Genomic DNA, 22,773 nt, shown 5'->3' with positions numbered 1-22,773 from the left:
TTAACGTTTCTTTTTATTTTTAAACATTTCTAGTTCTTTTTCTAATCGTTTTCGTTCTTCATCTATCGAAGAATCATTTTGGTTATTGATTGTTGCCGGTGCACTCTGAGAATCATTCGACTCATTTGATTGAAGCCAGTCAGGTACAATCTCAGTTCGAATTGTTTTATTTCGTCTATTACTTGAGCGAGTTTTAGCAGCAGTTGCACTCTGTTTAGTTTCTTCAAACTCTTTACGTGCAAGATCCATAGCCTGTTTAACTGTTGTTACACCTTTTCTCGCCCAATGACTTGCTATCTTAATTACGTAATTTCTAGAAAGCTTTTTATCTAAACGAATCATTACATAGTCAATTAACACATTTGCTACTCCAGGTAGAAGCTTTTGATCAATCATAATCTCTTCGATAATTTTCAAATCAGCTTCACTTGGTTCAGCTCCACCAGATATCTCCTTAAGGTACTGACGCGGAGAAATTGTTTCGAAGCAATGAATTAATTTTTCTTCTTGAGTTGATGGCTGCTCATTAACCATTTGTCTATGCTGAATAGGTTGAACCTTTTCAACAATCGTAGGCAGAGCTTCATGATGTTGGAATTGATACCAATCTCTAGCTTCAAGTCGTAGAGTCTCAATATTGATTTTATTATCTTCATTTAACGAGCGCATAACAATCGTTTTCATTTGAATCGGATTTATGCCATATAAAAATGCAAGTTTTAGAATTGTTTCTTTTACCTCTGTAGTAAATGCTCTTTTTGGAACAAACGAATCCGAAAGCCCATCTAAAAATAAAGCATAATCAAATTCTTCCATTTTGACAGATATTTTAATTGGCTGATTGTCTTGTAAAATCCTACTATCATTTGACGTAGAAAGATCGTTACTTTGCTGAATTTCATTTAATTGCTCAACTGTAATAGCTTGGAATACCGAATCAAATGAACGTGAAATCTCACGAAACCCTTCTTTCGCAAATGATTGTCTACTAAAAAAGGTTTTAGTTCGTTGATATTGTGTTTTTCCAATTGTTTTAAACAGAAAGATATTTAGGATAGGGTCTTCGAAAAAAGAATGAGGATCTAGCGGAGATTGAAGCTCATATAGAAGCTTTTTTGTACCATTTTCAAATCCTTCATAAACTTTAAGTAAGCCGATTCCTTCAAGGATTAATCTTTGTTCATAAATTGATTTTAAATTACTTTTCATTCCAAGCATTAAAGAATGATGTGTTAACGTATTAGGATTAAGGTCCGTTTGCTCACATTCACCCCAAAGTGTCATATATAAACTTAAAGCTTGACTACCAATTATTGGTTGATACAACATCGTTAATACTTGCCTATGAAAATTATGTAAATACCCAGCTGCCATTACAGTATAAGGATCCGCCGGTAGAACATCCATCCAATGTTGCTTATCAATAGACATTCAAACATCCCTTTCTTGTATCAAAAGAGCGAAGTATTATTCGTCTTTACCTCGCTCTTTGTTAATTAAATCTTTTAATTCATCAATGAATACATTAATATCTTTAAATTGACGATAAACTGACGCAAATCGTACGTATGCAACTTCATCAACTTTAGATAAATGTTCCATGACCATTTCACCTAGAACTTCACTCGGAACTTCTGATGTGCCACTATTTTTTAGTTCTTTTTCAATACTATGAATAATGTCTTCTAGCTGAGATAAAGAGACAGGGCGTTTTTCACACGCTTTAATCAGTCCCCTTAACATCTTATCTTTACTAAATTCTTCACGAGCTCCCTCTTTTTTTACAACTAAAATAGGATTATCTTCAACTCGTTCAAAAGTTGTAAAACGATGCTGACATTCTTCACATTCACGTCTTCTTCTAATTGAACGACCTTCATCAACTGGTCTACTATCAAGTACTCTTGTCCCATTAAAGTTACACGTTGGACATCTCATCGTTATAGTTCAACTCCAAACACTTAATTGTTTAAACGTATTATTATAACTCTATACTATAACAAATTCAAAATAAACTAAAGTTTATTTCATAAAAGTCATAAAGCCTATTTTTCGTCATGATCAACAAAATTTCATTATTTTATGTTAATGGAAATTATTTTTCACTATGTAAAGCTAGTTCATTCTCTAGAAGGCTATTAAAAGCAAGATTGTTTAGATAATCTAAAATCCGCTACAGAATATATTTTTCGGGTATGGTAATTAAGCAAAAACAAAAAAGAGAGATGAAAAATCACCTCTCTCAATTCTCTTTAGTTACCATTTACAACTTTTACATTATCAACTTGAATGGGACCCATTCCTCTTGGTAACTCAACGTTTTCGCGAGTATCAGCTTCTAAAGCTTCAGCGATAAAGTTTGCAGCTACATTCGGATCAATTCTATCACCGCAAGTGTAAACATCAATACTTGCATAACCATGCTCAGGAAAACTGTGAATAGTTAAGTGTGATTCTGAAATGATTACGACACCACTAACGCCATGAGGAGCGAACTTGTGAAAAGCAACTTCACGAACTTCTGCACCAGAGCGTAACGCAGCATCAACAAAAGTTTCCTCAATAAATTTCATATCATTTAATTTTTCTGAATTGCAACCCCATAATTCTGAAATGACGTGACGACCCATAGTATCCATATTCATTTCCCCCTTAAAATAATTTGTCATGACTTCTATTGCGAAAGTATGATCAACTACCACGGGGGAAAGTTAGTCCAAAGAGGTCCTAACCCTTTAAGTAATTAGTTATACTTTTAGAAGTTCACGAAAGTTAGTATACTTTTTTTAAATTTGAATTGCAAGATAAATTTTATTTTTTTGTTATTTACTAAATTAATTGTGAAGAAAATGCGTCAGGCAGATTTGAAAACACAGGAATGACAAGAAAAGCAAGTTACACAAAAGCTATGCCTTTTAAGGGGATATTTAACTTTTTCTGGTCTTAAATTTTTTTCTAATCTTAGTTCAACAGTCTTATTTCATAGATATTAAGTCATGCTTCACCCTTTTATGTAGTCATAAATTCACATTACTTCTTAATATGTCATACAACTTCAAAAAGACTAACTAGATTAACTAGTTAGCCTTTTGTATTCGTTTACAATTTTTTATAAGTACAATATTTAATGATTAAACAGTTTCAAGCTTTTTTATTTTAGATGCAACGATTGACACTAAGTCAACAACGCGTCTTGAGTAGCCCCACTCATTGTCATACCAAGCTAATACTTTAACTTTTGTACCGTCGATTACCATTGTAGAAAGAGAATCGATAATTGCAGAGTGTGTATTAGTATTAAAATCGATTGATACTAATGGCTCGTTACAATATTCGACAATTCCGTGCATTGAACCTTTAGAAGCGGTTTCAAACACTTCATTAATTTCTTCAACAGTTACTTCTCTCTTTAAGTCTACAACTAAGTCAACAAGTGATACGTTTGGAGTAGGAACACGTAAAGCCATACCATGTAACTTACCATTTAAATGTGGAAGTACTTTAGATAATGCTTTTGCTGCACCTGTAGTTGTTGGAATAATTGATTGACTGCAAGCACGTGCACGACGTAAATCTTTATGTGGATTATCAATATTTTTTTGATCATTTGTAAATGAGTGAACAGTTGTCATTAATCCATTAACAATTCCAAATTGCTCATCTAATACTTTTACAACTGGCGCTAAACAGTTAGTTGTACAAGATGCGTTTGAAATAATGTGATGATTTTCTAGGTCTAATTTATCATCATTAACTCCAATTACTACTGTGATATCTTCATTTTTACCAGGTGCTGTTAAAATTACTTTTTGAGCTCCAGCAGTAATATGCATTTTTGCTTTTTCAGCATCATTAAATTTTCCAGTTGCTTCAATTACTATATCAACATTTAGCTCGTTCCATGGAAGTAACTCAGGATTTCTTTCACTAATTAATTCCACACGCTTACCATCAACGATTAAATGATCTGCATTTGCAATTACTTCACCATCAAACTTGCCGTGAACTGTATCATATTTAATTAAGTGCGCTAAAGTTTCAGAAGGATAACTTGCATTAATTGCAACGATATTATAATCTCCATTTTTAATTGCTTGACGGAAAACCATGCGTCCAATTCGACCAAATCCATTTATTGCTACATTTACCATAAGAAAGCCCCCAATTAAGTTATACTGTTTATTATCTCCCTGCAATTAGTATAACACATAACTCGGATTTTGGTTAAACTATTTACATTATTTTATTAAATAATTTTATTTAATAGGTCTTTAACCTGTCTTTTTGTATCCTCAATGTCACCATTGTTATCTATTACATAGTCAGCTCGTGCTGCTTTTTCTTTAACTGGTATTTGAGATGCTATGCGTAAAAGTGCATCCTCTTTCGATAAACCATTACGATTCATCAAACGTTTTAGTTGATTTTCTTCTGACACTGTCACTACAATCACTTTTTCAACCAATTCAATTGAGTTACCCTCATATAAAAGAGGAATATCTAAAATAACAAGTGATTCACCTTGTTTTATGTATCGATCAGCCTGTTCTTTCATTTCTCGTCTGACTTCCGGATGTACTATTTCATTAAGTTGTAAGCGCTTTTCTTTATTATTAAAAATAATACTTCCGAGAAATGATCGATTAATTTCACCAGATTCTAAAAGAATCTCACTTCCGAAAGCTTCAATGATTTTTTTATAAGCAGGTTGTCCAATTTCAACCACTTCTTTTGCAATTATGTCTGCATCAACAATTGGAACATTTAATTCCTTTAAAAAATTGGAAACCGTACTTTTTCCACTTGCAATGCTACCAGTTAGTCCAAAAATTTTACCCATCTTTTATTCTCCTTACACTAAATAAAGAGGACCAAATGGAATAAATCCATTCGGATACACTCTTTCATGATTTTTATTACATCTTCATTAACCCAATTAATATTAAAAAAACACCTGGTAAAAAAGTTAACTTTTGAAGCCACAATGTTTTCGATAACACATTTCCTAATTTCATTCCAAATAATAAGAATAAAGCACTTGCAGTAGATGTTACGATTGCTGTCAATAGTGGAGAAAATCCAAGTAATGATGCACCTATACCAGCCCCAAAGGCATCAAGTGAAAGTGCAAACCCAAGTAACATTGCTTCCAATCCATTAATACTACCTGAACGATCTATGTCTGCAGTTGTAGGCTTCTTTAAAATTTTTACGACAACACCTAAAATTTCAAATTCCCAGTCAATCCCTTTATCTTCTATCTCATTCTTTTCTTCTATATTTGATGCTTTATTCGATCGGTAAAATTGAAATAGTACCCATAATCCTATACAAACAAGTACAAATCCTCCGATTCTTTTTGCTACTATTGGTGAAAAAAAGTCTGTAATTGCATGCCCAATCCCCATGGATGTCATTAATATAATCCCTGAACAAGATGCAATTGTAATGATTGATTTTAAAGGAATTTTTACTTTTCGAAGTCCATAAGTAAATCCAACACTGCAACTATCTAAGCTTAGTGCGCATGCTAGTAGTATTAATGATAGCATATTTACCATAAAAATAGGCCCCTCTCTTTCGTACTCTTGATATAGTATGAAAGAAAGGAACCTTATGTTAATTTTTTTTAGGCTGACAGACCGGGCAAAAAGAAGTACCTCTGCCACCAACTGTTATTTTTTCTATTGGTTGGCCACAATTATGACACTCTAAACCCTTTCTACCATATACTTTAATGATATCTTGAAAAGTCCCTATTTGACCTTGTGAATTTACATAAGAACGAATTGTGCTTCCACCTAATTCTACAGCCTCTTGTAAAGTTTCTGTAATGGTTTCGGCAAGTAACTTTATTTGTTTAGGCTTTAATGATGATGCAGGCGTTTCCGGATGAATCTTAGCTCTAAACAAAACCTCATCAACATAAATATTACCTAAACCGACTACTAATTCCTGATCTAATAAAACGACTTTAATTTTTCGGTTTGTATTTTTAAGCTTTTTTCTTAAATAATCAGCAGTAAACTCATCCGAAAATGGCTCTGGGCCTAATTTAGCAAGTGGAGGACCCTCTTTCTCCTCACCCTTATTAAATAAATGCATCGTGCCAAATTTACGAACATCTTGGTACCGAAGTTCTGTTCCATCTTCAAATAGGAAACGAACATGAGTATGAGGTGCTACAGGTTCTTCCGCTAGGAATACGCGAAATTTCCCTTCCATTCTCAAATGCGAAACAAGTGTAAAATCACTTAATTGAAATAGTAGAAACTTACCTCGACGATTTATATTTTCTACTGTTTGACCTTTTAATAAAATCTGAAACTCATCTACTTCATTAGGTTTCTTTATTATTTTTCCCCAAGAAACGATTACTGTTGAGATTGTTTTCCCAACTATTAAATCCAGTAAAGTTCGTCTGACCGTTTCAACTTCTGGTAATTCAGGCATACAAAGTCATCCTATCTATTTATTTTGCTTCAAACCAAGAATCTCCAAAATTATAATCAACCTTTAAAGGCACTACTAAATCGACTGCATGTTCCATTACTTCTGGTACGATTTTTTCTAAAATTGCTAATTCTTCTTTTGGAGCTTCTAATATTAATTCATCGTGTACTTGTAAAATTAATTTTGCCTGAAGCTTTTCCGCTTTTAGACGCTCATCTAGTAAAATCATAGCCTTTTTAATAATATCGGCAGCACTACCTTGGATTGGGGTATTCATCGCTGTTCTTTCAGCAAATCCACGAACATTAAAGTTAGAACTTGAAATTTCAGGAATATAACGACGTCTATTTAAGATTGTACTTACAAATCCATCTAGTTTAGCCTTTTGAACAATATCTGACATATAATCTTTTACTTTTGGAAAACTAGCAAAGTACTTTTCAATAAATATAGCCGCTTCTTTTCTTGTAATACCTAATCCTTGTGATAATCCATAATCACTAATTCCATATACAATCCCAAAGTTAACAGCTTTTGCTTGTCTTCTCATATTGCTTGTTACCTCATCAGCGCTAACATGGAAAACATCCATTGCAGTCTTTGTATGAACATCAAAGTCGTTTTTAAATGCATTCATTAAATTATCGTCTTGTGCTATATGAGCCAGTACCCTTAATTCAATTTGAGAATAGTCAGCAGCAAAGATTAGCCAGTCTTTTTTAGATGCAACAAAAGCTTTTCTAATTTTTCTACCTTCTTCTAAACGTATAGGAATGTTTTGCAGGTTAGGATCAATCGAACTTAAACGTCCAGTTTGTGCTAATACTTGATTAAATCGTGTATGAACTTTGGAATCTGATTCATTTATTACTTTTAATAAGCCTTCTACATAAGTAGAATTTAATTTTCCAACTTGGCGATAGTGTAGAATTAATCGAATGATTTCATGTTCTGCCTCTAATTTTTCAAGAACATCAGCAGAAGTAGAATAACCTGTTTTTGTTTTTTTACCAGATGGTAAATTTAACTTTTCAAACAGAATAACTCCTAATTGCTTCGGTGAATTAATATTGAATTTTTCACCAGCTAGTTCATAAATATTCTCTTCAAGGTCTTTTAACGTATTAGCTAGTTCTGAACCCATCGTACGAAGAGTCTCTTCTTTAACTGTTACTCCTTCAAATTCCATATCACCTAATATAAAAGTTAATGGTAATTCTAATTCTGTTAGCAGTTCAAATTGACTATTTTTTCGCAGGCGTTCTTCTAAAGTTTCTTTTAATTTACTAATAGCAATTGTTTTACGAACAATATATTCAGATAAAACTTCATCTGATGGCTTAGTTTGCTTTGCACCCTTACCATAAATCGATTCTGCAGTTTGAATTAAAAAATCTATTTTACCATTTACTATATCAGCAAATTCTTTATTAGACTGAGCTGGGTCAAATATATATGAAGCAAGTAACGGATCGAAATTAACACCATTTAAATTAATACCTCTCCACTTCAGTGCAACATAAGCACCTTTTGCATCATATACATTTTTATTAACACTCTCATCCTCAAGCCATTTTTTAAATAAATCCGACTCTAACCCTACAGCTGTCGGAATAAAGAAATAACCTTTTTCATTTGAAAGCCCAAATCCTTGAATTTCTTCTGTATGATAATTTTCTCCGATCATTTCAACGATTAAGCTTGAATGATTAGCTAAATGTTTCTCCTCAATTGAATCTAAGACTTCATAGTTAATCTCTTCTAGATCTTCAATCGATTCTTTGATGTCCAACTTAGCTAACAATGATGTAAATCCAAGAGATTTAAAAAAGTCCGCTACTTTATTCGTATCAGCTTCCGGAAGCGTAGTGTCATTTACAGTCAATTCAATTGGTGAGTTTTTATTAATTGTAGCTAATTGCTTACTCATTAAAGCTTGATCTTTATTTTCACTTAAATTTTGAAGAAGCTTTGCTCCACTTACTTCCTCTATATTTTCATAAAGACCTTCTACAGTTTGAAACTGTTTTAAAAGTTTAATGGCAGTCTTTTCCCCAATACCTGGAACACCAGGAATATTATCAGATTTATCCCCCATTAAACCTTTCATATCAATAATTTGATCAGGTGTAATCTCATACTTTTCATGAATCGCTGCAGGAGTATATTCTTCAACTTCAGTAATACCTTTTTTAGTCATACTTACTGTAATACGGTCATCAACTAGCTGTAATAAATCTCGATCACCTGAGATGACTTTTACTTCATATTCATCTTTAGAGGCTTGACCAGCAAGTGTACCAATAATGTCATCCGCTTCATAATTTTCTAATTCATAACGTGCAATTCCGTATGTATCTAATAGCTGGCGAACTAGTGGAAACTGTTCACTTAGCTCTGGTGGAGTCTTTTGTCTTCCACCTTTGTATTCTTTAAATGTACTATGTCTAAACGTTGTTTTCCCTGCATCAAATGCAACAAGCATATGTGTAGGTTTTTCATCGTCAAGAATTTTCATTAACATCATTGTAAATCCATAAATTGCATTCGTATGGACACCTTTATCATTACTCAAAAGTGGCAATGCAAAAAAAGCTCTATAGGCAATACTATTCCCATCAATTAAAACCAATTTCTTCTTCAAAATAGATCCCCTTCCTATTACAAATCTCACTATCTTTTTATGTATAATTTTTATTTCTTGCTTTTTCTTTTCATAAAAATTAATCGTTCCAACATTTCCTTGCTCTTAACATTCTAACATGAACGATCTATAAAAGAAAAAGAGGCCGTCTTTGATTCAGGCATATTAAAAGTTTTTACTCACTCAATTTGAAAGTTGAATAATGATGACTTTTAAGAATGAATCGTAAGACTACCTCTGTAATTAGTTTAAGTCGATTTCTCGCTCAAAAATTAGTTCGACACATGAGCCTTCTATTGCTTGTTGATTGTTTACAACCTGATGAAGGCGCCAGCCACTTTTAGCATAGTTCCCAACTACATCATAATAATAACGATTTGATGATTTAGTGTTAACTTTTACAAATTCGTATTCGTACATCTTTATCCACCCTCCGATGTATGATTCAACACTCATAATTTCCCCAAAAATTATAAAAGTAATATGATCAAATAAAGAAAACTCGTCGACTGACAAGGCCTTTTAGGCAGAGGCGTAGTTGCACTTATACTTTAATCCTAAAATTGGCAATCAGATCGAGTACGACTCTTCTTTTGCCAATTGATCCTTGCTTAAAGTGCAATAAAAGTATCCACTAGTATAGACACCTTAAAGAAAAAATAAAACAGATTTAAATATAAAAAATCCCGGAAGTATAACTACTCCCGGTTTAAGATAACTCCTTGGATGAAGGGGTTTTCATCATAACTATAACAATTTTTTATTAATTATAAATAAATCCAATGTAAAATCAATGTAAATGTCACATCGAAATATTTTTATTTAATGTTACAATGAATGATGTCCCATGACCTAGTTTACTTTCAACTTCGATTTTGCCTTTATGAGCTTCGACAAGATGCTTTACAATCGCTAATCCTAGGCCTGTCCCTCCAGAGTTCCTACTTCTTGCTTTATCTACTCGGTAAAAACGTTCGAAAATACGAGATATTTCCTCTTTTCCAATTCCTACTCCTGTGTCATTTACCCTTAATACAATATGGTCATTTGTCTCAGAGGCAGTAATAAATACTTTGCCACCAGCTGGAGTATAGTGGATCGCGTTATCAACTAAATTAATAATTACTTGTTTTAATCTTAAAGCATCAGCGTATACAAATAACGGACTATTCAAGTATAATTTGAAGTCTATATTTTTCTCTTCTGCTTTTTGTTTAAGCATTTGCTGTACATCTTCAATAACTTGTTTTGCCGATACTTCTGCAAGATCTAATTTAAAATTCTGTTGCTCAATTTTTGAAAGATCTAACAAATCTTGAATAAGTGACTGCATACGATCACTTTCCGTTAATATAATCGATAAGAAGTTTTTACATAACTCATCATTTTCCATTGCCCCATCTAGAAGAGTTTCAGTAAAACCTTTAATAGATGTAATTGGCGTCTTAAGCTCGTGAGATACATTTGCAAAAAAATCTTTTCGAACTTGCTCTAATTTCTTTAATTCACTTATGTCATGGAAAACAAGAACGATTCCTTTCCACTCGTGATTTATCCCAATAATTGGTGCACCATATATTTCAAAATGTTTTCTTTCAATTGATAATGGCAGAATGATTTGCTTTCTAACTTTTATTTCTTTTAGAAAAATTTCCTCCACAATTTCAATGACTTCTTTATGTTTAAATGCATCATAATAAAGCTCACCCAATATACTTCTCGAATCAACTTTGAACGTTTCTCGATATGTTTTATTAATTAGGTTAACATGACCTCTACTATTAATTAAAACAACCCCGCTACCAATATTATGAATCAGTGTGTTTAATCGATCTTGCTGCATTTCCTGTTGACTAGTCATTTCTTGTAGATTTTTTGCAAGTACATTCATTGCTTGACTTAACATCGTTGTCGATTCATTACTTTCGGCTAATGTTCTAGCTTTATAATTCCCTTTGGATAATTCAATTGCAACTTGGGTAATATCTTCAATTGGTTTTGAAAATTGATGCGAGTATCGTATTAGTAAAACTATGATGGCAAATAAAACAAAACCTAATAATGAAAATAATAACATCGAAATACTTCGATAAACTTCTTTGATTGACTTAGTTGAATAATCAACAATTAAAAATTGCTTATTGCCATGTTTATCTGTTATTTTCTTGCCGTAATATTTAGCTGCAGAATCTTTTTCTGTAAATTTAGCTGCATTCTCTACTTTATCAAGTCGTTCTAAATAAGCTTTTAAATTCTTTGATGATATATTCAATTCCACATTCTCATTGCTAGATTTAGCGATAAGATTATAATGATCATCAAATAATATAATATCGATATTTAAGTCCTTTGATATCTTTTTTAACGTTTGATTAGATATATTCTTTGTTAATGGTGTATTCGACTCCATGATTGAAGCAATTAAGTTAGTCTCTTTTTCAATTCTTTGATCATAGTTTGTCAGATAAAAGGATTTAAAAATTTGCCCTAGTACGATTCCTAATATAACAAGAATAACGATTATTATTGCAGAAAATCCATAGAGCAATTTTCGATTTAGATTACTCATTTAATCTTGGTTCCTCTAATTTATATCCTAATCCACGAATTGTTTTTATATAAACTGGTTTTTTTGAATCTAGTTCTATTTTTTCTCTTAAATGGCTAATATGAACATCGACAATTCGAGTGTCTCCGGCAAAATCATAATTCCAAACGGCACTTAATAATTGATCTCGAGTTAATACTCTACCTTTATTTTTTGTTAAATATAATAATAACTCAAATTCCTTAGGTGTTAACTCAAGTTTTTCACCTTGGAAATATGCTTCATAGTACTCAGGTAAGATTTTTAAATCAGCTATGATTAAAGTGTCAGCGTCGTCGTTTGATTGTACTGGAGTCTCAGTTATTTTAGATCTTCTTAAAATTGCTTTAACTCTTGCTACGACTTCTCTTGGGCTAAATGGTTTTGTCATGTAATCATCGGCACCAAGTTCAAGTCCTAACACTTTATCAAATTCATCATCTTTTGCTGTAACCATTAGAATAGGCGTAGTATTTCTTTGAAGTCTTAATTCTTTACATACTTCCATACCATCTTTTTTAGGTAGCATTAAATCTAAAACAATTAATTCTGGCTTTTCTTCTACAGCTTTTTGTAAACCTTCTTCCCCATCAGTAGCTGTAACAACTTGAAAGCCAGCTTGTTCTAAGTTAAATTTGATTAAAGTTAAGATATGCTCTTCATCGTCTACTACTAGAATTTTATTGTTCATTTCTTATTCCTCCAGGTTATTGTTAAACCCTCATCCATTTATATCCTATTTTATTTATCTATATCTATTTTTAATCATACTAAAAATTCTATCAGACGTAAAACGTAAAAAGCAGGGTTGGAAAGTTCATACAAAAGTAAAACAACAAAAAAAGAATGTCAGTTGACATTCTTTAAGTTAAAAATTTTCATATAGTAAAGCATTCGATTGGTTTACAGTTGGTGGAATAACTGTCAGTTTTCCATTTGCAATTTCATTTTGCGTTTTATTTAAAACGCTTACATTAATACATACTTCATTTAAATCTAAATTAATTTCAACTACCTCAAAATGAATTGAAATTGTTTCATTATGATAGATATGTTGGTCGAATTGAAGTTCTTTTTTTATAATATGACTTCCTGGGCCAGGTAAATGTTTTGTAACTGCTGCAGAGACTAATCCGCTTATAATAAAACTTGGAACAATTGGTTTATTATATTTTGTTTGCGAAGCATAGTTGTATTGAGTATATAATGGATTTGTATCGCCTGTTAAAGCCAGGTATAAGTAAATATGTTTTTCATCAATATGTTCTGTTACAATTAACTTTTCACCAATTGAAATGTCTTCAAGTTTTCGTCCGATTTTTGCTTTTTTAGTTAACATATTAAACCCCCTGTTTATCTTAATATTTTAAAAATTCGATAAACAACAGCAAATTTCCTTCTTAATCGGCAAAATTTTTATAAAAAAACTTATAAAAAATTTTAATATTCATCTCTTCATATTTTCCCCCTTATGGAAGATAAAATTCTATCTTTCTCCTTAATAAATAATTTAAATACTCCGAATGCATACTGACTTTTAAATCCGTTTAACTTGTATAAAAATCATGCGGTTTGTGTCTTAAGAAACTTGTACATACTTATATCGTCAAATGTCATTTCGTAAGCATAAGTTTTTGGTATAATTTAGTAGCTAAGATGTTTAAATTAAAGTTTGGCTAAGTAAAAAGGAGAGATGGAAATGTCCTATACGGTTGATTTTAAAAATGTATCTACGGTTGGTTTAGAGTCTTCCCCTGTTGTTGATGCACTAGCTGGTTTACGCGCTAATGAGGCTCGTTATTTTATGAACAAGTACAAACATGAATTTACTGTAGTACCAGCTAGCGAAAGTCAGGAGACACTTGATTACGTGAACCGAATTTTGAAAGAAGAACGTGATATCGAATTCGCTGCTAAACCTTTAGAAACTTCTCGTTTTCAAGTGGAAAATATCAAATTTACATACGTCTTTTATGAAGATGGTCTTTCGGTCAATGTGATGTATACGGTTGATGATCCTAAAAAGCGTGCTGTTGGTTTTAAACTTTCTGACGGAATGGAAATACCAATGGAGTTAGTAGAAAAATTCAAGTTTGCTAGGCAAAAGTCTAAATTAGCTGGAACGATTCGTGGCTCATATTTTGTTATTAAAGGTGAATATTAAATAAGGTTAAAAATCAAAAGACCCACAAGGTTACCTTGTGGGTCTTTTTTTTAAGCTAAAACGTTCATAACGTTTTTGACAGCTGCAACTGAGCGATCTAATGCTGTTTTTTCATCAGCAGTCAAATCTAATTCGATAATTTGTTCTATACCGTTTCCGCCAATAATTGTAGGAACTCCTAAGTAAATACCGCTGTAACCATATTCGCCTTCTAAATAAGCAATTGTAGGTAACACGCGACGTTGATCCTTAAGTATAGCTTCAACCATTTCTACTAGCGATGCAGCAGGTGCATAATAAGCACTTCCGTTACCTAGTAGATTAACGATTTCTCCGCCACCTTTACGAGTACGTTCAACAATAGCATCTAAACGATCTTTTGGAATTAATTTTTCTAATGGAATACCACCAGCATATGAATAACGCACTAATGGTACCATATCGTCTCCGTGACCACCTAAAACAAATCCAGTAATATCTTTAACAGATAAATTTAATTCTTGAGCAACAAACGTTCTGAAACGAGCTGTGTCAAGAACTCCAGATTGTCCTATAACGCGGTGTTTAGGAAAACCAGCTTCTTTGTATACTGTATAAGTCATTGCATCAACCGGGTTGGTTAAAACAACAATTGTACAGTTAGGAGAGTATTTTACGATTTCACGAGTAACTGCTTTCATGATGTTTGAGTTAGTTGATACTAGATCATCACGGCTCATACCCGGTTTACGAGCGATACCTGCTGTGATTACTACTACATCTGAATCAGCTGTGTCAGCATAATCACTAGTACCAATAATGTTAGCATCAAATCCTTGAACTGGACTTGCTTCAAGCATATCTAAGGCTTTGCCCTTAGTAGGGTTCTCTAGTTGTGGAATATCAACTATTACTACATCCCCTAATTCTTTTTGTGCAAGCAAGAAAGCTGTTGTAGCACCAGTAAAACCAGCACCTACTACGGAAATTTTACGTCTTCGAATTGACATACAAATACCTCCCTTTTGTTTACAAACACAATTTAATTATACAAGAACTGATTCCATATTTGAAATTAATTCGTTTGCAAATTCAGAACATTTTACTTCAGTAGCTCCATCCATTAGACGAGCAAAGTCATAAGTAACAACTTTTGAAGCGATTGTTTTTTCCATTGATTTAAGAATCATAGAAGCTGCTTCACTCCAACCCATATGCTCAAGCATTAATACTCCAGAAAGAATAACTGAAGATGGGTTTACTTTATCTAATCCAGCATATTTAGGAGCTGTACCATGTGTAGCTTCAAAAATAGCATGTCCAGTTTCATAATTGATATTTGCTCCAGGAGCGATACCGATTCCACCAACTTGAGCAGCAAGTGCATCAGAAATATAGTCACCATTTAAGTTCATTGTAGCTACTACATCAAACTCACGTGGTCTAGTTAAGATTTGTTGTAAGAAGATATCAGCAATGCTGTCTTTTACTAAGATTTTACCAGCTTTTTCTGCTTCATCCATTGCTTTGTTAGCAGCGTCTTTACCGCTTGTTTCTACAATGCGATCATATTCTGCCCATGTAAATACTTTATCGCCGAATTCTTGCTCAGCAACTTCATAACCCCAGTTCTTAAATGCACCTTCAGTAAATTTCATGATGTTACCTTTATGAACTAAAGTTAAAGATTTACGGTTTTCTTGAATTGCATAATTAATTGCTGCACGTACAAGACGTTTTGTACCTTCTTCAGAAATTGGTTTAATACCGATACCAGATGTTTCTGGGAAACGGATTTTATTAACACCCATTTCTTTTTGTAAGAATTCGATAACTTTTTGAACTGCTTCAGAACCTTTTTCATATTCGATACCAGCATAGATATCTTCAGTGTTTTCACGGAAAATTACCATATCTGTATCTTCTGGACGTTTAACTGGTGAAGGTACACCTTCAAAGTAACGTACAGGACGTAAGCACACAAATAAATCTAATTCTTGACGTAAAGCAACGTTTAAAGAACGAATACCGCCACCAACTGGAGTTGTTAAAGGTCCTTTAATTGCGATCATGTATTCTTCAATTAAGTTTAAAGTTTCTTGTGGTAACCATTCACCAGTAACATTAAATGCTTTTTCACCAGCAAGAACTTCTTTCCATTCAATTTTACGATTACCATTATATGCTTTATCTACAGCTGCATCTAAAACACGTGAAGATGCTGCCCAAATATCTGGGCCTGTACCGTCGCCTTCAATAAAAGGAATAATTGGATTGTTTGGCACGTTTAATTGGCCGTCTACTAATGTAATTTTTTCAGCTTGCATTACATGCTCCCCCTTGTATAAATAAATTAAATTCATTAAAATACATGCTTTTGAGAGGAAGATTCCTCTTCCTCTCTTACTATACATTATTCGAATATTAAATACTATTTTAAGTATTCAATTACTTCTTTATGCACGCTCTTCAATTGGAATGTAAGAGTTTTTCTCTGGTCCTGTATAATCTGCACGCGGACGAATAATACGATTATTTTCATATTGTTCTAATATGTGAGCAGTCCAACCAGACATACGGCTAATAGCAAAGATTGGAGTAAATAAATCATGTTCAATTCCTAAGCTGTGATAAACAGATGCAGAGTAGAAATCAACATTTGGTGGAATATTCTTTTGAGTTGTAACAAGTTCTTCAATTTTTTCAGACATTGTGTACCATTTTGACTCTCCAGTAATCGCACCTAATTGACGAGACATTTCTTTTAAATGTTTCGCACGTGGGTCCCCACCACGGTATACGCGATGTCCGAATCCCATAATTTTAGCTTTAGCATCCATTTTCTCTTGAATGTAAGATTCAACATTTTCAATCTCACCGATTTCAGCTAACATTTTCATAACGCTTTCATTTGCGCCGCCGTGTAACGGACCTTTTAAAGCCCCAATTGCAGCTGTAATACCTGAATAAATATCAGATAATGTCGCTACGCAAACGCGTGCAGTAAATGTCGAAGCATTTAATTCATGGTCAGCATGTAGTACTAAAGCCTTATTAATTGCTTCTTCTGCTATTGCATTAGGTTTATCGCCAGTTAGCATATATAAGAAGTTAGCTGAGAATGATAAATCTTTATTAGGAGCAACAGGTTCAAGCCCCTGACGAATTCGAGAAAACGCTGCCACAAATGTTGAAATTTTAGCTTGAAGTTGGATTGCTTTAAGATAATTTGAATCTGAGTCCATTGCTTCAGCATTTTTATCATACAATGCAAGCATTGAAATAACTGTACGTAATACAGTCATAGGATGTACATTTTTTAAGTTAGTTGATTTTAAGTAAGTAATAACTTCTTCTGGTAATTCAGCATTATCAGCTAATTGAGAAGAAAGTTTTTTAAGTTGATCCTTATTTGGTAACTTGCGATGCCATAATAAATATACTACTTCTTCAAAACTTGCATATTCTGCTAATTCATCAATTCCGATACCCACATACGTTAATGTATCATCAATAATAGAACTTATAGAAGTCGTAGCTGCTACAACACCCTCTAAACCACTTTTAACTGTCATATTCCCCTCTCTCCTTTACACAAAAATTTCCCTAGTATTTAATACATACATATACTGGTATAACTCTTTTAAATTACCGAGTATACATAGAAAGGAACCCTACTATCATTTATTATAAACAATAATCTGACTTTTGTGAATGAAAACAATTTACTAAAATATAATTATTATGCAATTACTTAATTAATTCTACAATCCAAATGAATAGATATGCGATTCCAGCCCCAATTAAAGGCCCTACTGCAACCCCTTTAAATACTGCTACAGAAAGTACTGTACCTAGTACTAATGCCGCTGTTATTTGTGGACTAGTAGCTAATAATTGTACTCCACCTTTTGCCAAAAGTGCCACTGCGATACCTGAGAGTAGTGCGATCCAGGCAACAGGGGTTTTTAATGCATCAATCAAATTTTTAAAACCGATTTCCCCTGTCGCGATTGGTACTAATACAGCAATCGTAATAACCGTTACCCCTAAATTAATACCTTTTGATTGCATATAAGGAAATACTCGATCTCCTAGAGGAGTATATTTTAGTACCAACAATACTATAATTGAAATAATTAAAGAGTTATTTTTAGCAATTGCACCAATTAATAATAAAACTAAGAGAAATATTGTCGATTCACTCATTTGTTAGTATCCCCTTAATGTATAATTTATTAATAAATACTACCAAACTTTACTATTATAAAAAAATAATTCTTGATAAAATAAGACAAGAGGACTCATTTCACTTTGGAAGGAGGTAAAAGTTTGAATAGAACTTTAGTTTTTCAGATCATCCGGTTTTTATTTGTAATTGCATGTATTATTTTAGGTCTTTACGTGGCACTATTCATCACAAAACTTACATACCCTTTCATCATTGCTTTAATCATTGCATACTTTTTAAATCCACTAGTAAATTTGTTAAACGAAAAAGCCAGGATACCAAGAGGAATAGCGGCATTTTTATCAATTATTTTACTATTAGCTGTTCTAGCAGGATTATTTACATTACTGATTACGGAAATCATTTCAGGTTCAACCTATTTAATTCAAGTTGTTCCAGAAAGCTTTGAACGATTAATTTATTTCGTTGAAAATATTGTTACCGATAAAGTGATTCCTATATATGACTTAATTATGAGTAAATATAGTCAACTCGGTGCAGGGCAACAACAAACGATTCGCACAAATATACAATCGATTGGCGATTCTGCAATTAATCTAGGAAAAGAAGCATTAAACGGAATTATTGTAGGGATTAAATTAGTAATCGCTTTATTACCAAATACTGCTACCTTAATATTCGTTTCTTTATTAGCAACATTCTTTATTAGTAAAGATTGGTACAAAATAAAAAATTTATTCGCAAAATATACTCCAGATCGAATTCAACATTACAGCAAAACAATTTTTATTGATTTACGAAAAGCTTTATTTGGTTTTATTAAAGCACATATCACTCTTATTTCTATGACGACTGTGCTAGTCTTAATCGGATTATTAATATTAAGAATTCCTTTTGCAATCACTATAGCTATTCTAATCGGCTTCATCGACTTACTTCCTTACTTAGGAACTGGCTTAATTTTCGTTCCATGGATCTTATATACATTTCTGTCTAGCGATTATAAATTAACGATTGGTCTCGCAATTTTATATGGTGTTGTAATTGTCCAACGTCAACTTGCAGAGCCAAAAGTTCTATCTTCAAATATTGGATTACAACCACTTCCTACTTTAATCTCGTTATTTGTTGGTTTTAAATTTTTTGGTCTACTAGGATTGATTGCCGGTCCAGTAACTTTAGTAATTTTATCAACCTTGTATCGAGCAAGAGTCTTCCATGAAATTTGGTATTATATTAGAGGTTCACAGTGAACTGAATAGCAAATTTTTATTTCTTTACAAATAAAAACGAGAAAGCTAACACTGCTTTCTCGTTTTTTGTATCTTATTAAAACACCTTTTGCATTTCTAGTGTTTATTTCTTTATAAATCCAGTCCAAACAACATTACCTTTTAGCCTTTTCATGACAAAATAAATAAGTTGTTGAACAAACTTGATTCTAATTGGTTTAATTAGCAACACGATTGCTAATAAGTCGGTAACTGGTCCCGGAATAAAAAATAGGAGGCCAATTAGAAAGAATGATAGTCCCTCTATCATGATTAAATCTGGCATTTTGCCTGCCTGAAGCTGTTCTCCGGCTTGTTGTTTAACTGTAACCCAAACGGTTCTCATGATATATATACCAATCAAAAACGTACCGATTAGCCAAAGAAATACTGATAAGGAACCAATTACTTTACCAAGTAATGTTAAACAGATTAAATCAATTAATGGGATTAACAATAGCCAACCAACAAGTTTTTTCATGATAGCTTCACCTCTTGCTTAGAATTAAAAATATCTTTTATTCATCTTATTCATGTCAAAAAATAAAGAGAAGGAAACTTTGTCCTTCTCTTTATTATATCTTAAAATATGCTTTTATGTCCCGTACTAACTATTCCTCTTGAAGCATCTACTGTAACAGCTTGACCGTTTACTAAAATGTTTGTTGCATTTTCAACTCCAACAATTACTGGAATCCCTAAGCTAACACCTACTACTGCAGCATGGCTAGTTAATCCGCCTTCTTCAGTAATAATAGCTGCTGCTCTTTCAATTGCTGGCATCATGTCTCTATCTGTACTATTTGTTACTAAAATACTTCCTGGAGTAACTTTCGAAACAGCTTCTTCACCTGTTTTTGCGATGACAACTTTTCCTGCAGCAGTTTTGCGACCAATACCTTGACCTTGAGCGATCACGTCACCTACTACATGAATTTTCATCATATTTGTCATACCTGTTTCGCCAACTGGTAATCCAGCAGTAATGATGACAGTATCACCATTTGAAACAAATTTAGCGTCTTGAGCCGCTTCCATAGCATGTTGTAACATTTCATCAGTTGAGTTTGCTCTTTCTCTATATTCAGTTTGAACTCCCCAAACTAAAGTTAGACGACGACAAATACGAATATCAGATGTAATAGCTAAAATTGGTGCTTTTGGACGATATTTTGAAATCATTTTCGCAGTATGTCCACTCTCAGTAGGAGCAATAATCGCAGCTACTTTTAAGTTTAAAGCTGTTGCTGCAACCGATTGACCAATTGCATCTGTAATTGTACCTTTATTTTCTCTTTGACGCTTTTTAAATAATTCTTCGTATTGTAAGCTTTTTTCAATGCGAAGCGCAATGGAGTTCATCATTGAAACAGACTCGACTGGGTATGTACCTGCAGCAGTTTCACCTGATAACATAATTGCATCAGTTCCATCAAGAATGGCATTTGCAACGTCACTTGCCTCTGCTCGTGTAGGACGAGGATTACGTTGCATTGAATCTAACATTTGAGTAGCTGTAATTACAGGCTTACCTAAATTATTACATTTTTTAATTAATAGTTTTTGAACAATTGGTACTTCTTCTGGTGGAATTTCTACGCCCATATCACCACGTGCAACCATTAAACCATCTGAAACCTCAAGAATTTCATCGATATTATCGATTCCTTCTTGGTTTTCGATTTTCGGTATAATTTGAATATATTCAGCGCCATGTTTACCTAAAAGTTCACGAATTTCTAATACGTCAGAAGCTTTACGAACGAAAGACGCAGCAATAAAATCCACATTTTGCTCAATACCAAATTCGATATCACTTATATCTTTTTCTGTAATACCAGGTAAATTTACACGTACATTTGGTACGTTTACACCTTTTTTATTTTTTACTAAACCGCTGTTTAACACTTTCGTACGAATATCTTTTCCTTCAATACCGATTACTTCTAATCCGATTAATCCATCATCGATAAGAATTTTAGAACCAACATGTACGTCGTCAATTAATCCTTCGTAAGATACTGCAAATTTCTCTGCTGTACCTACTACTGGTTCAGTAGTAATAATCACTTCATTTCCAGTTGTTAATTCTGCTTGGCCGCCTTCAAAATCTAAAGTACGAATTTCAGGACCTTTTGTATCTAAAAGAATCGCTACAGTTCTACCAGTTTTTTTTGAAGCCTCGCGGATACTTGTAATTCTTGCAGCATGCTCTTCATGAGAACCATGTGAGAAGTTTAATCGTGCTACGTTCATTCCTGCATTAATTAACTCTACTAATTTTTCTACCGATTCACTAGCAGGACCAATCGTACAAACTATTTTTGTTTTACGCATTTTTTACCCTCCAAATTTATATAAAACTCTAAACTATTCGAAATTTATGAAATCGATTGCTCAATTAAATCTACCTAATTAAATTGAAAGTTCTTGAGATAATTGATACATATCTCGATCAAGTTCATGCTTTTGAGATAGTGCTTCGATAATATCATGATCAACTAACTTATTATTTTGGATTCCAACACAACGTCCGCCTTTGCCCCCCATAAGAAGTTCAACCGCTCTCGCTCCTAGACGACTTGCTAAAACTCGATCAGCAGCACTTGGTGAACCACCACGTTGAACATGTCCTAAAACTGTTACACGCGTGTCAAAATGAGTTCGATCTTGAATTACTTTACCAATCTCAATTGCACTTCCGACGCCTTCTGCAACAACAATGATACTATGTTTTTTACCACGCTCACTACCACGGTTTAATTTACTAATAATATCATCCATATCATAGTCACATTCAGGTATTAAAATCGTTTCTGCTCCATCAGCTAACCCTGCCCATAATGCAATATCACCTGCATTACGACCCATAACTTCAATTACATATGTACGCTCATGTGATGTCGCTGTATCACGAATTTTATCAATCGCATCAATAACAGTATTTAATGCTGTATCGAATCCAATTGTAAAATCTGTACCTGGAATATCATTATCAATTGTACCTGGAACACCAACGCAAGGATAACCATGTTCAGTCAGCTTCTTTGCCCCCTGATATGATCCATCTCCACCAATAACAACTAATCCTTCAATTCCAAACTTTTTAAGTTGTTCGATCCCTTTCATTTGTCCTTCTAATGTTTTAAATTCCGGACAACGTGCACTAAGTAGTTTTGTTCCACCACGATGAATAATATCACCAACAGAACCTAACTCTAGCTTCTCAATATTTCCATTGATAAGACCAGAATAACCTTGGTATACACCATAAACTTCTAGGCCATGGAAAATCGCTTTTCTTACAACTGCACGTACAGCTGCGTTCATTCCTGGAGAATCTCCTCCACTAGTTAATACGCCAATTCTTTTCATTATGTATTCACCTCAATGATTTTACCTTATGCATTTATTCATTTTTATAAAGTACCATGTAATGCCTATTTAAACAATAGAAATTATGTGAACTTTTTCATAAACTTT

At 33.1% G+C, this 22,773-nt stretch carries 21 protein-coding genes; 2 read left to right on the top strand and 19 right to left on the bottom strand.

Annotated elements, in window-relative coordinates; all coding sequences use genetic code 11:
- From ACFWM3_RS01305 to ACFWM3_RS01250, 12 genes are all read right to left on the bottom strand, one after another.
- Nucleotides 1–1,431, bottom strand: coding sequence for a replication initiation and membrane attachment family protein (locus ACFWM3_RS01305; protein WP_056472274.1), 1,431 nt, complete (start codon nt 1,429–1,431; stop codon nt 1–3).
- Between the two features lie 36 nt (nt 1,432–1,467).
- A complete protein-coding gene (nrdR, locus tag ACFWM3_RS01300; protein ID WP_025568424.1) occupies nt 1,468–1,938 on the bottom strand; it encodes a transcriptional regulator NrdR in 471 nt (156 codons plus the stop codon).
- Nucleotides 1,939–2,252: 314 nt separating this feature from the next.
- Nucleotides 2,253–2,639: an adenosylmethionine decarboxylase gene (speD, locus tag ACFWM3_RS01295; protein WP_056472268.1), complete on the bottom strand. Its 387-nt coding sequence runs from the start codon at nt 2,637–2,639 to the stop codon at nt 2,253–2,255.
- Between the two features lie 492 nt (nt 2,640–3,131).
- On the bottom strand, nt 3,132–4,151 hold the full coding sequence (locus ACFWM3_RS01290) for a glyceraldehyde-3-phosphate dehydrogenase (RefSeq protein WP_056472267.1): 1,020 nt from the start codon (nt 4,149–4,151) through the stop codon (nt 3,132–3,134).
- A gap of 95 nt (nt 4,152–4,246) precedes the next feature.
- Complete coding sequence (gene coaE, locus ACFWM3_RS01285) at nt 4,247–4,840, bottom strand: dephospho-CoA kinase (RefSeq protein ID WP_390309784.1); 594 nt, start codon at nt 4,838–4,840, stop codon at nt 4,247–4,249.
- Nucleotides 4,841–4,916: 76 nt separating this feature from the next.
- A complete protein-coding gene (gene ytaF / locus ACFWM3_RS01280) occupies nt 4,917–5,561 on the bottom strand; it encodes a sporulation membrane protein YtaF (protein WP_056472262.1) in 645 nt (214 codons plus the stop codon).
- A 58-nt stretch (nt 5,562–5,619) separates the two neighbouring features.
- The gene (gene mutM / locus ACFWM3_RS01275; RefSeq protein WP_390309782.1) at nt 5,620–6,453 is read right to left on the bottom strand and encodes a DNA-formamidopyrimidine glycosylase; all 834 of its coding nucleotides are present in this window, start codon (nt 6,451–6,453) and stop codon (nt 5,620–5,622) included.
- A 19-nt stretch (nt 6,454–6,472) separates the two neighbouring features.
- Entirely contained in the window at nt 6,473–9,097 is a 2,625-nt protein-coding gene (gene polA, locus ACFWM3_RS01270) for a DNA polymerase I (protein WP_390309780.1), read from the bottom strand.
- Between the two features lie 243 nt (nt 9,098–9,340).
- The gene (locus ACFWM3_RS01265; protein ID WP_172795419.1) at nt 9,341–9,517 is read right to left on the bottom strand and encodes a DUF4177 domain-containing protein; all 177 of its coding nucleotides are present in this window, start codon (nt 9,515–9,517) and stop codon (nt 9,341–9,343) included.
- Between the two features lie 382 nt (nt 9,518–9,899).
- Complete coding sequence (gene pnpS, locus ACFWM3_RS01260) at nt 9,900–11,666, bottom strand: two-component system histidine kinase PnpS (protein ID WP_390309778.1); 1,767 nt, start codon at nt 11,664–11,666, stop codon at nt 9,900–9,902.
- Nucleotides 11,659–12,375: a response regulator transcription factor gene (locus ACFWM3_RS01255; protein ID WP_056472254.1), complete on the bottom strand. Its 717-nt coding sequence runs from the start codon at nt 12,373–12,375 to the stop codon at nt 11,659–11,661. Before ACFWM3_RS01255 ends, pnpS begins: the two co-directional genes overlap by 8 nt.
- A 177-nt stretch (nt 12,376–12,552) precedes the next feature.
- Nucleotides 12,553–13,023 (bottom strand): MaoC/PaaZ C-terminal domain-containing protein, encoded by a 471-nt coding sequence (locus ACFWM3_RS01250; RefSeq protein WP_056472252.1) that lies wholly within the window; start codon nt 13,021–13,023, stop codon nt 12,553–12,555.
- A gap of 360 nt (nt 13,024–13,383) precedes the next feature.
- Here ACFWM3_RS01250 and ACFWM3_RS01245 point away from each other — a divergent pair, with 360 nt between their 5' ends.
- Nucleotides 13,384–13,848 (top strand): hypothetical protein, encoded by a 465-nt coding sequence (locus ACFWM3_RS01245; RefSeq protein WP_056472250.1) that lies wholly within the window; start codon nt 13,384–13,386, stop codon nt 13,846–13,848.
- Between the two features lie 50 nt (nt 13,849–13,898).
- Here the strand turns inward: ACFWM3_RS01245 and mdh are convergent, their stop codons facing one another.
- The 4 genes from mdh to ACFWM3_RS01225 all read right to left on the bottom strand — a co-directional run bounded on the left by mdh (nt 13,899) and on the right by ACFWM3_RS01225 (nt 18,036).
- A complete protein-coding gene (gene mdh / locus ACFWM3_RS01240) occupies nt 13,899–14,837 on the bottom strand; it encodes a malate dehydrogenase (RefSeq protein WP_172447269.1) in 939 nt (312 codons plus the stop codon).
- A gap of 36 nt (nt 14,838–14,873) precedes the next feature.
- Complete coding sequence (gene icd, locus ACFWM3_RS01235; protein WP_056472244.1) at nt 14,874–16,154, bottom strand: NADP-dependent isocitrate dehydrogenase; 1,281 nt, start codon at nt 16,152–16,154, stop codon at nt 14,874–14,876.
- A gap of 129 nt (nt 16,155–16,283) precedes the next feature.
- Nucleotides 16,284–17,402 carry a citrate synthase gene (gene citZ / locus ACFWM3_RS01230; protein ID WP_390309775.1) on the bottom strand — a complete coding sequence of 373 codons (1,119 nt, stop codon included), beginning with the start codon at nt 17,400–17,402 and terminating at the stop codon, nt 16,284–16,286.
- A 175-nt stretch (nt 17,403–17,577) separates the two neighbouring features.
- Nucleotides 17,578–18,036 carry a DUF441 domain-containing protein gene (locus ACFWM3_RS01225; protein WP_056472239.1) on the bottom strand — a complete coding sequence of 153 codons (459 nt, stop codon included), beginning with the start codon at nt 18,034–18,036 and terminating at the stop codon, nt 17,578–17,580.
- Between the two features lie 123 nt (nt 18,037–18,159).
- Between ACFWM3_RS01225 and ytvI the strand changes: the two genes are divergently transcribed.
- Nucleotides 18,160–19,272: a sporulation integral membrane protein YtvI gene (gene ytvI / locus ACFWM3_RS01220; protein ID WP_056472237.1), complete on the top strand. Its 1,113-nt coding sequence runs from the start codon at nt 18,160–18,162 to the stop codon at nt 19,270–19,272.
- Nucleotides 19,273–19,375: 103 nt separating this feature from the next.
- On the opposite strand, the gene ACFWM3_RS01215 is transcribed toward ytvI, so the two are convergent.
- From ACFWM3_RS01215 to pfkA, 3 genes are all read right to left on the bottom strand, one after another.
- Nucleotides 19,376–19,771 carry an FxsA family protein gene (locus ACFWM3_RS01215; RefSeq protein WP_056472234.1) on the bottom strand — a complete coding sequence of 132 codons (396 nt, stop codon included), beginning with the start codon at nt 19,769–19,771 and terminating at the stop codon, nt 19,376–19,378.
- Between the two features lie 101 nt (nt 19,772–19,872).
- Nucleotides 19,873–21,627: a pyruvate kinase gene (pyk, locus tag ACFWM3_RS01210; protein WP_056472230.1), complete on the bottom strand. Its 1,755-nt coding sequence runs from the start codon at nt 21,625–21,627 to the stop codon at nt 19,873–19,875.
- A 78-nt stretch (nt 21,628–21,705) separates the two neighbouring features.
- Entirely contained in the window at nt 21,706–22,665 is a 960-nt protein-coding gene (gene pfkA, locus ACFWM3_RS01205; protein ID WP_390309774.1) for a 6-phosphofructokinase, read from the bottom strand.
- Between the last annotated feature and the right edge of the window lie 108 nt (nt 22,666–22,773).

Origin of the sequence: Gottfriedia sp. NPDC058432, from assembly GCF_042721555.1 — a bacterium.
Classification (GTDB): domain Bacteria; phylum Bacillota; class Bacilli; order Bacillales; family Bacillaceae_G; genus Gottfriedia.
Note: the sequence above shows the minus strand (reverse complement) of the source record. Positions and strands in the feature narration are given on the sequence as shown.

What these genes read in the sequence shown, in the direction of transcription:
- ACFWM3_RS01305 (WP_056472274.1), bottom strand. Translation starts at nt 1,431, where the DNA reads ATGTCTATTGATAAGCAACATTGGATGGATGTTCTACCGGCGGATCCT.
- nrdR (WP_025568424.1), bottom strand. Translation starts at nt 1,938, where the DNA reads ATGAGATGTCCAACGTGTAACTTTAATGGGACAAGAGTACTTGATAGT.
- speD (WP_056472268.1), bottom strand. Translation starts at nt 2,639, where the DNA reads ATGGATACTATGGGTCGTCACGTCATTTCAGAATTATGGGGTTGCAAT.
- ACFWM3_RS01290 (WP_056472267.1), bottom strand. Translation starts at nt 4,151, where the DNA reads ATGGTAAATGTAGCAATAAATGGATTTGGTCGAATTGGACGCATGGTT.
- coaE (WP_390309784.1), bottom strand. Translation starts at nt 4,840, where the DNA reads ATGGGTAAAATTTTTGGACTAACTGGTAGCATTGCAAGTGGAAAAAGT.
- ytaF (WP_056472262.1), bottom strand. Translation starts at nt 5,561, where the DNA reads ATGGTAAATATGCTATCATTAATACTACTAGCATGCGCACTAAGCTTA.
- mutM (WP_390309782.1), bottom strand. Translation starts at nt 6,453, where the DNA reads ATGCCTGAATTACCAGAAGTTGAAACGGTCAGACGAACTTTACTGGAT.
- ACFWM3_RS01265 (WP_172795419.1), bottom strand. Translation starts at nt 9,517, where the DNA reads ATGTACGAATACGAATTTGTAAAAGTTAACACTAAATCATCAAATCGT.
- pnpS (WP_390309778.1), bottom strand. Translation starts at nt 11,666, where the DNA reads ATGAGTAATCTAAATCGAAAATTGCTCTATGGATTTTCTGCAATAATA.
- ACFWM3_RS01255 (WP_056472254.1), bottom strand. Translation starts at nt 12,375, where the DNA reads ATGAACAATAAAATTCTAGTAGTAGACGATGAAGAGCATATCTTAACT.
- ACFWM3_RS01250 (WP_056472252.1), bottom strand. Translation starts at nt 13,023, where the DNA reads ATGTTAACTAAAAAAGCAAAAATCGGACGAAAACTTGAAGACATTTCA.
- ACFWM3_RS01245 (WP_056472250.1), top strand. Translation starts at nt 13,384, where the DNA reads ATGTCCTATACGGTTGATTTTAAAAATGTATCTACGGTTGGTTTAGAG.
- mdh (WP_172447269.1), bottom strand. Translation starts at nt 14,837, where the DNA reads ATGTCAATTCGAAGACGTAAAATTTCCGTAGTAGGTGCTGGTTTTACT.
- icd (WP_056472244.1), bottom strand. Translation starts at nt 16,154, where the DNA reads ATGCAAGCTGAAAAAATTACATTAGTAGACGGCCAATTAAACGTGCCA.
- citZ (WP_390309775.1), bottom strand. Translation starts at nt 17,402, where the DNA reads ATGACAGTTAAAAGTGGTTTAGAGGGTGTTGTAGCAGCTACGACTTCT.
- ACFWM3_RS01225 (WP_056472239.1), bottom strand. Translation starts at nt 18,036, where the DNA reads ATGAGTGAATCGACAATATTTCTCTTAGTTTTATTATTAATTGGTGCA.
- ACFWM3_RS01215 (WP_056472234.1), bottom strand. Translation starts at nt 19,771, where the DNA reads ATGAAAAAACTTGTTGGTTGGCTATTGTTAATCCCATTAATTGATTTA.
- pyk (WP_056472230.1), bottom strand. Translation starts at nt 21,627, where the DNA reads ATGCGTAAAACAAAAATAGTTTGTACGATTGGTCCTGCTAGTGAATCG.
- pfkA (WP_390309774.1), bottom strand. Translation starts at nt 22,665, where the DNA reads ATGAAAAGAATTGGCGTATTAACTAGTGGAGGAGATTCTCCAGGAATG.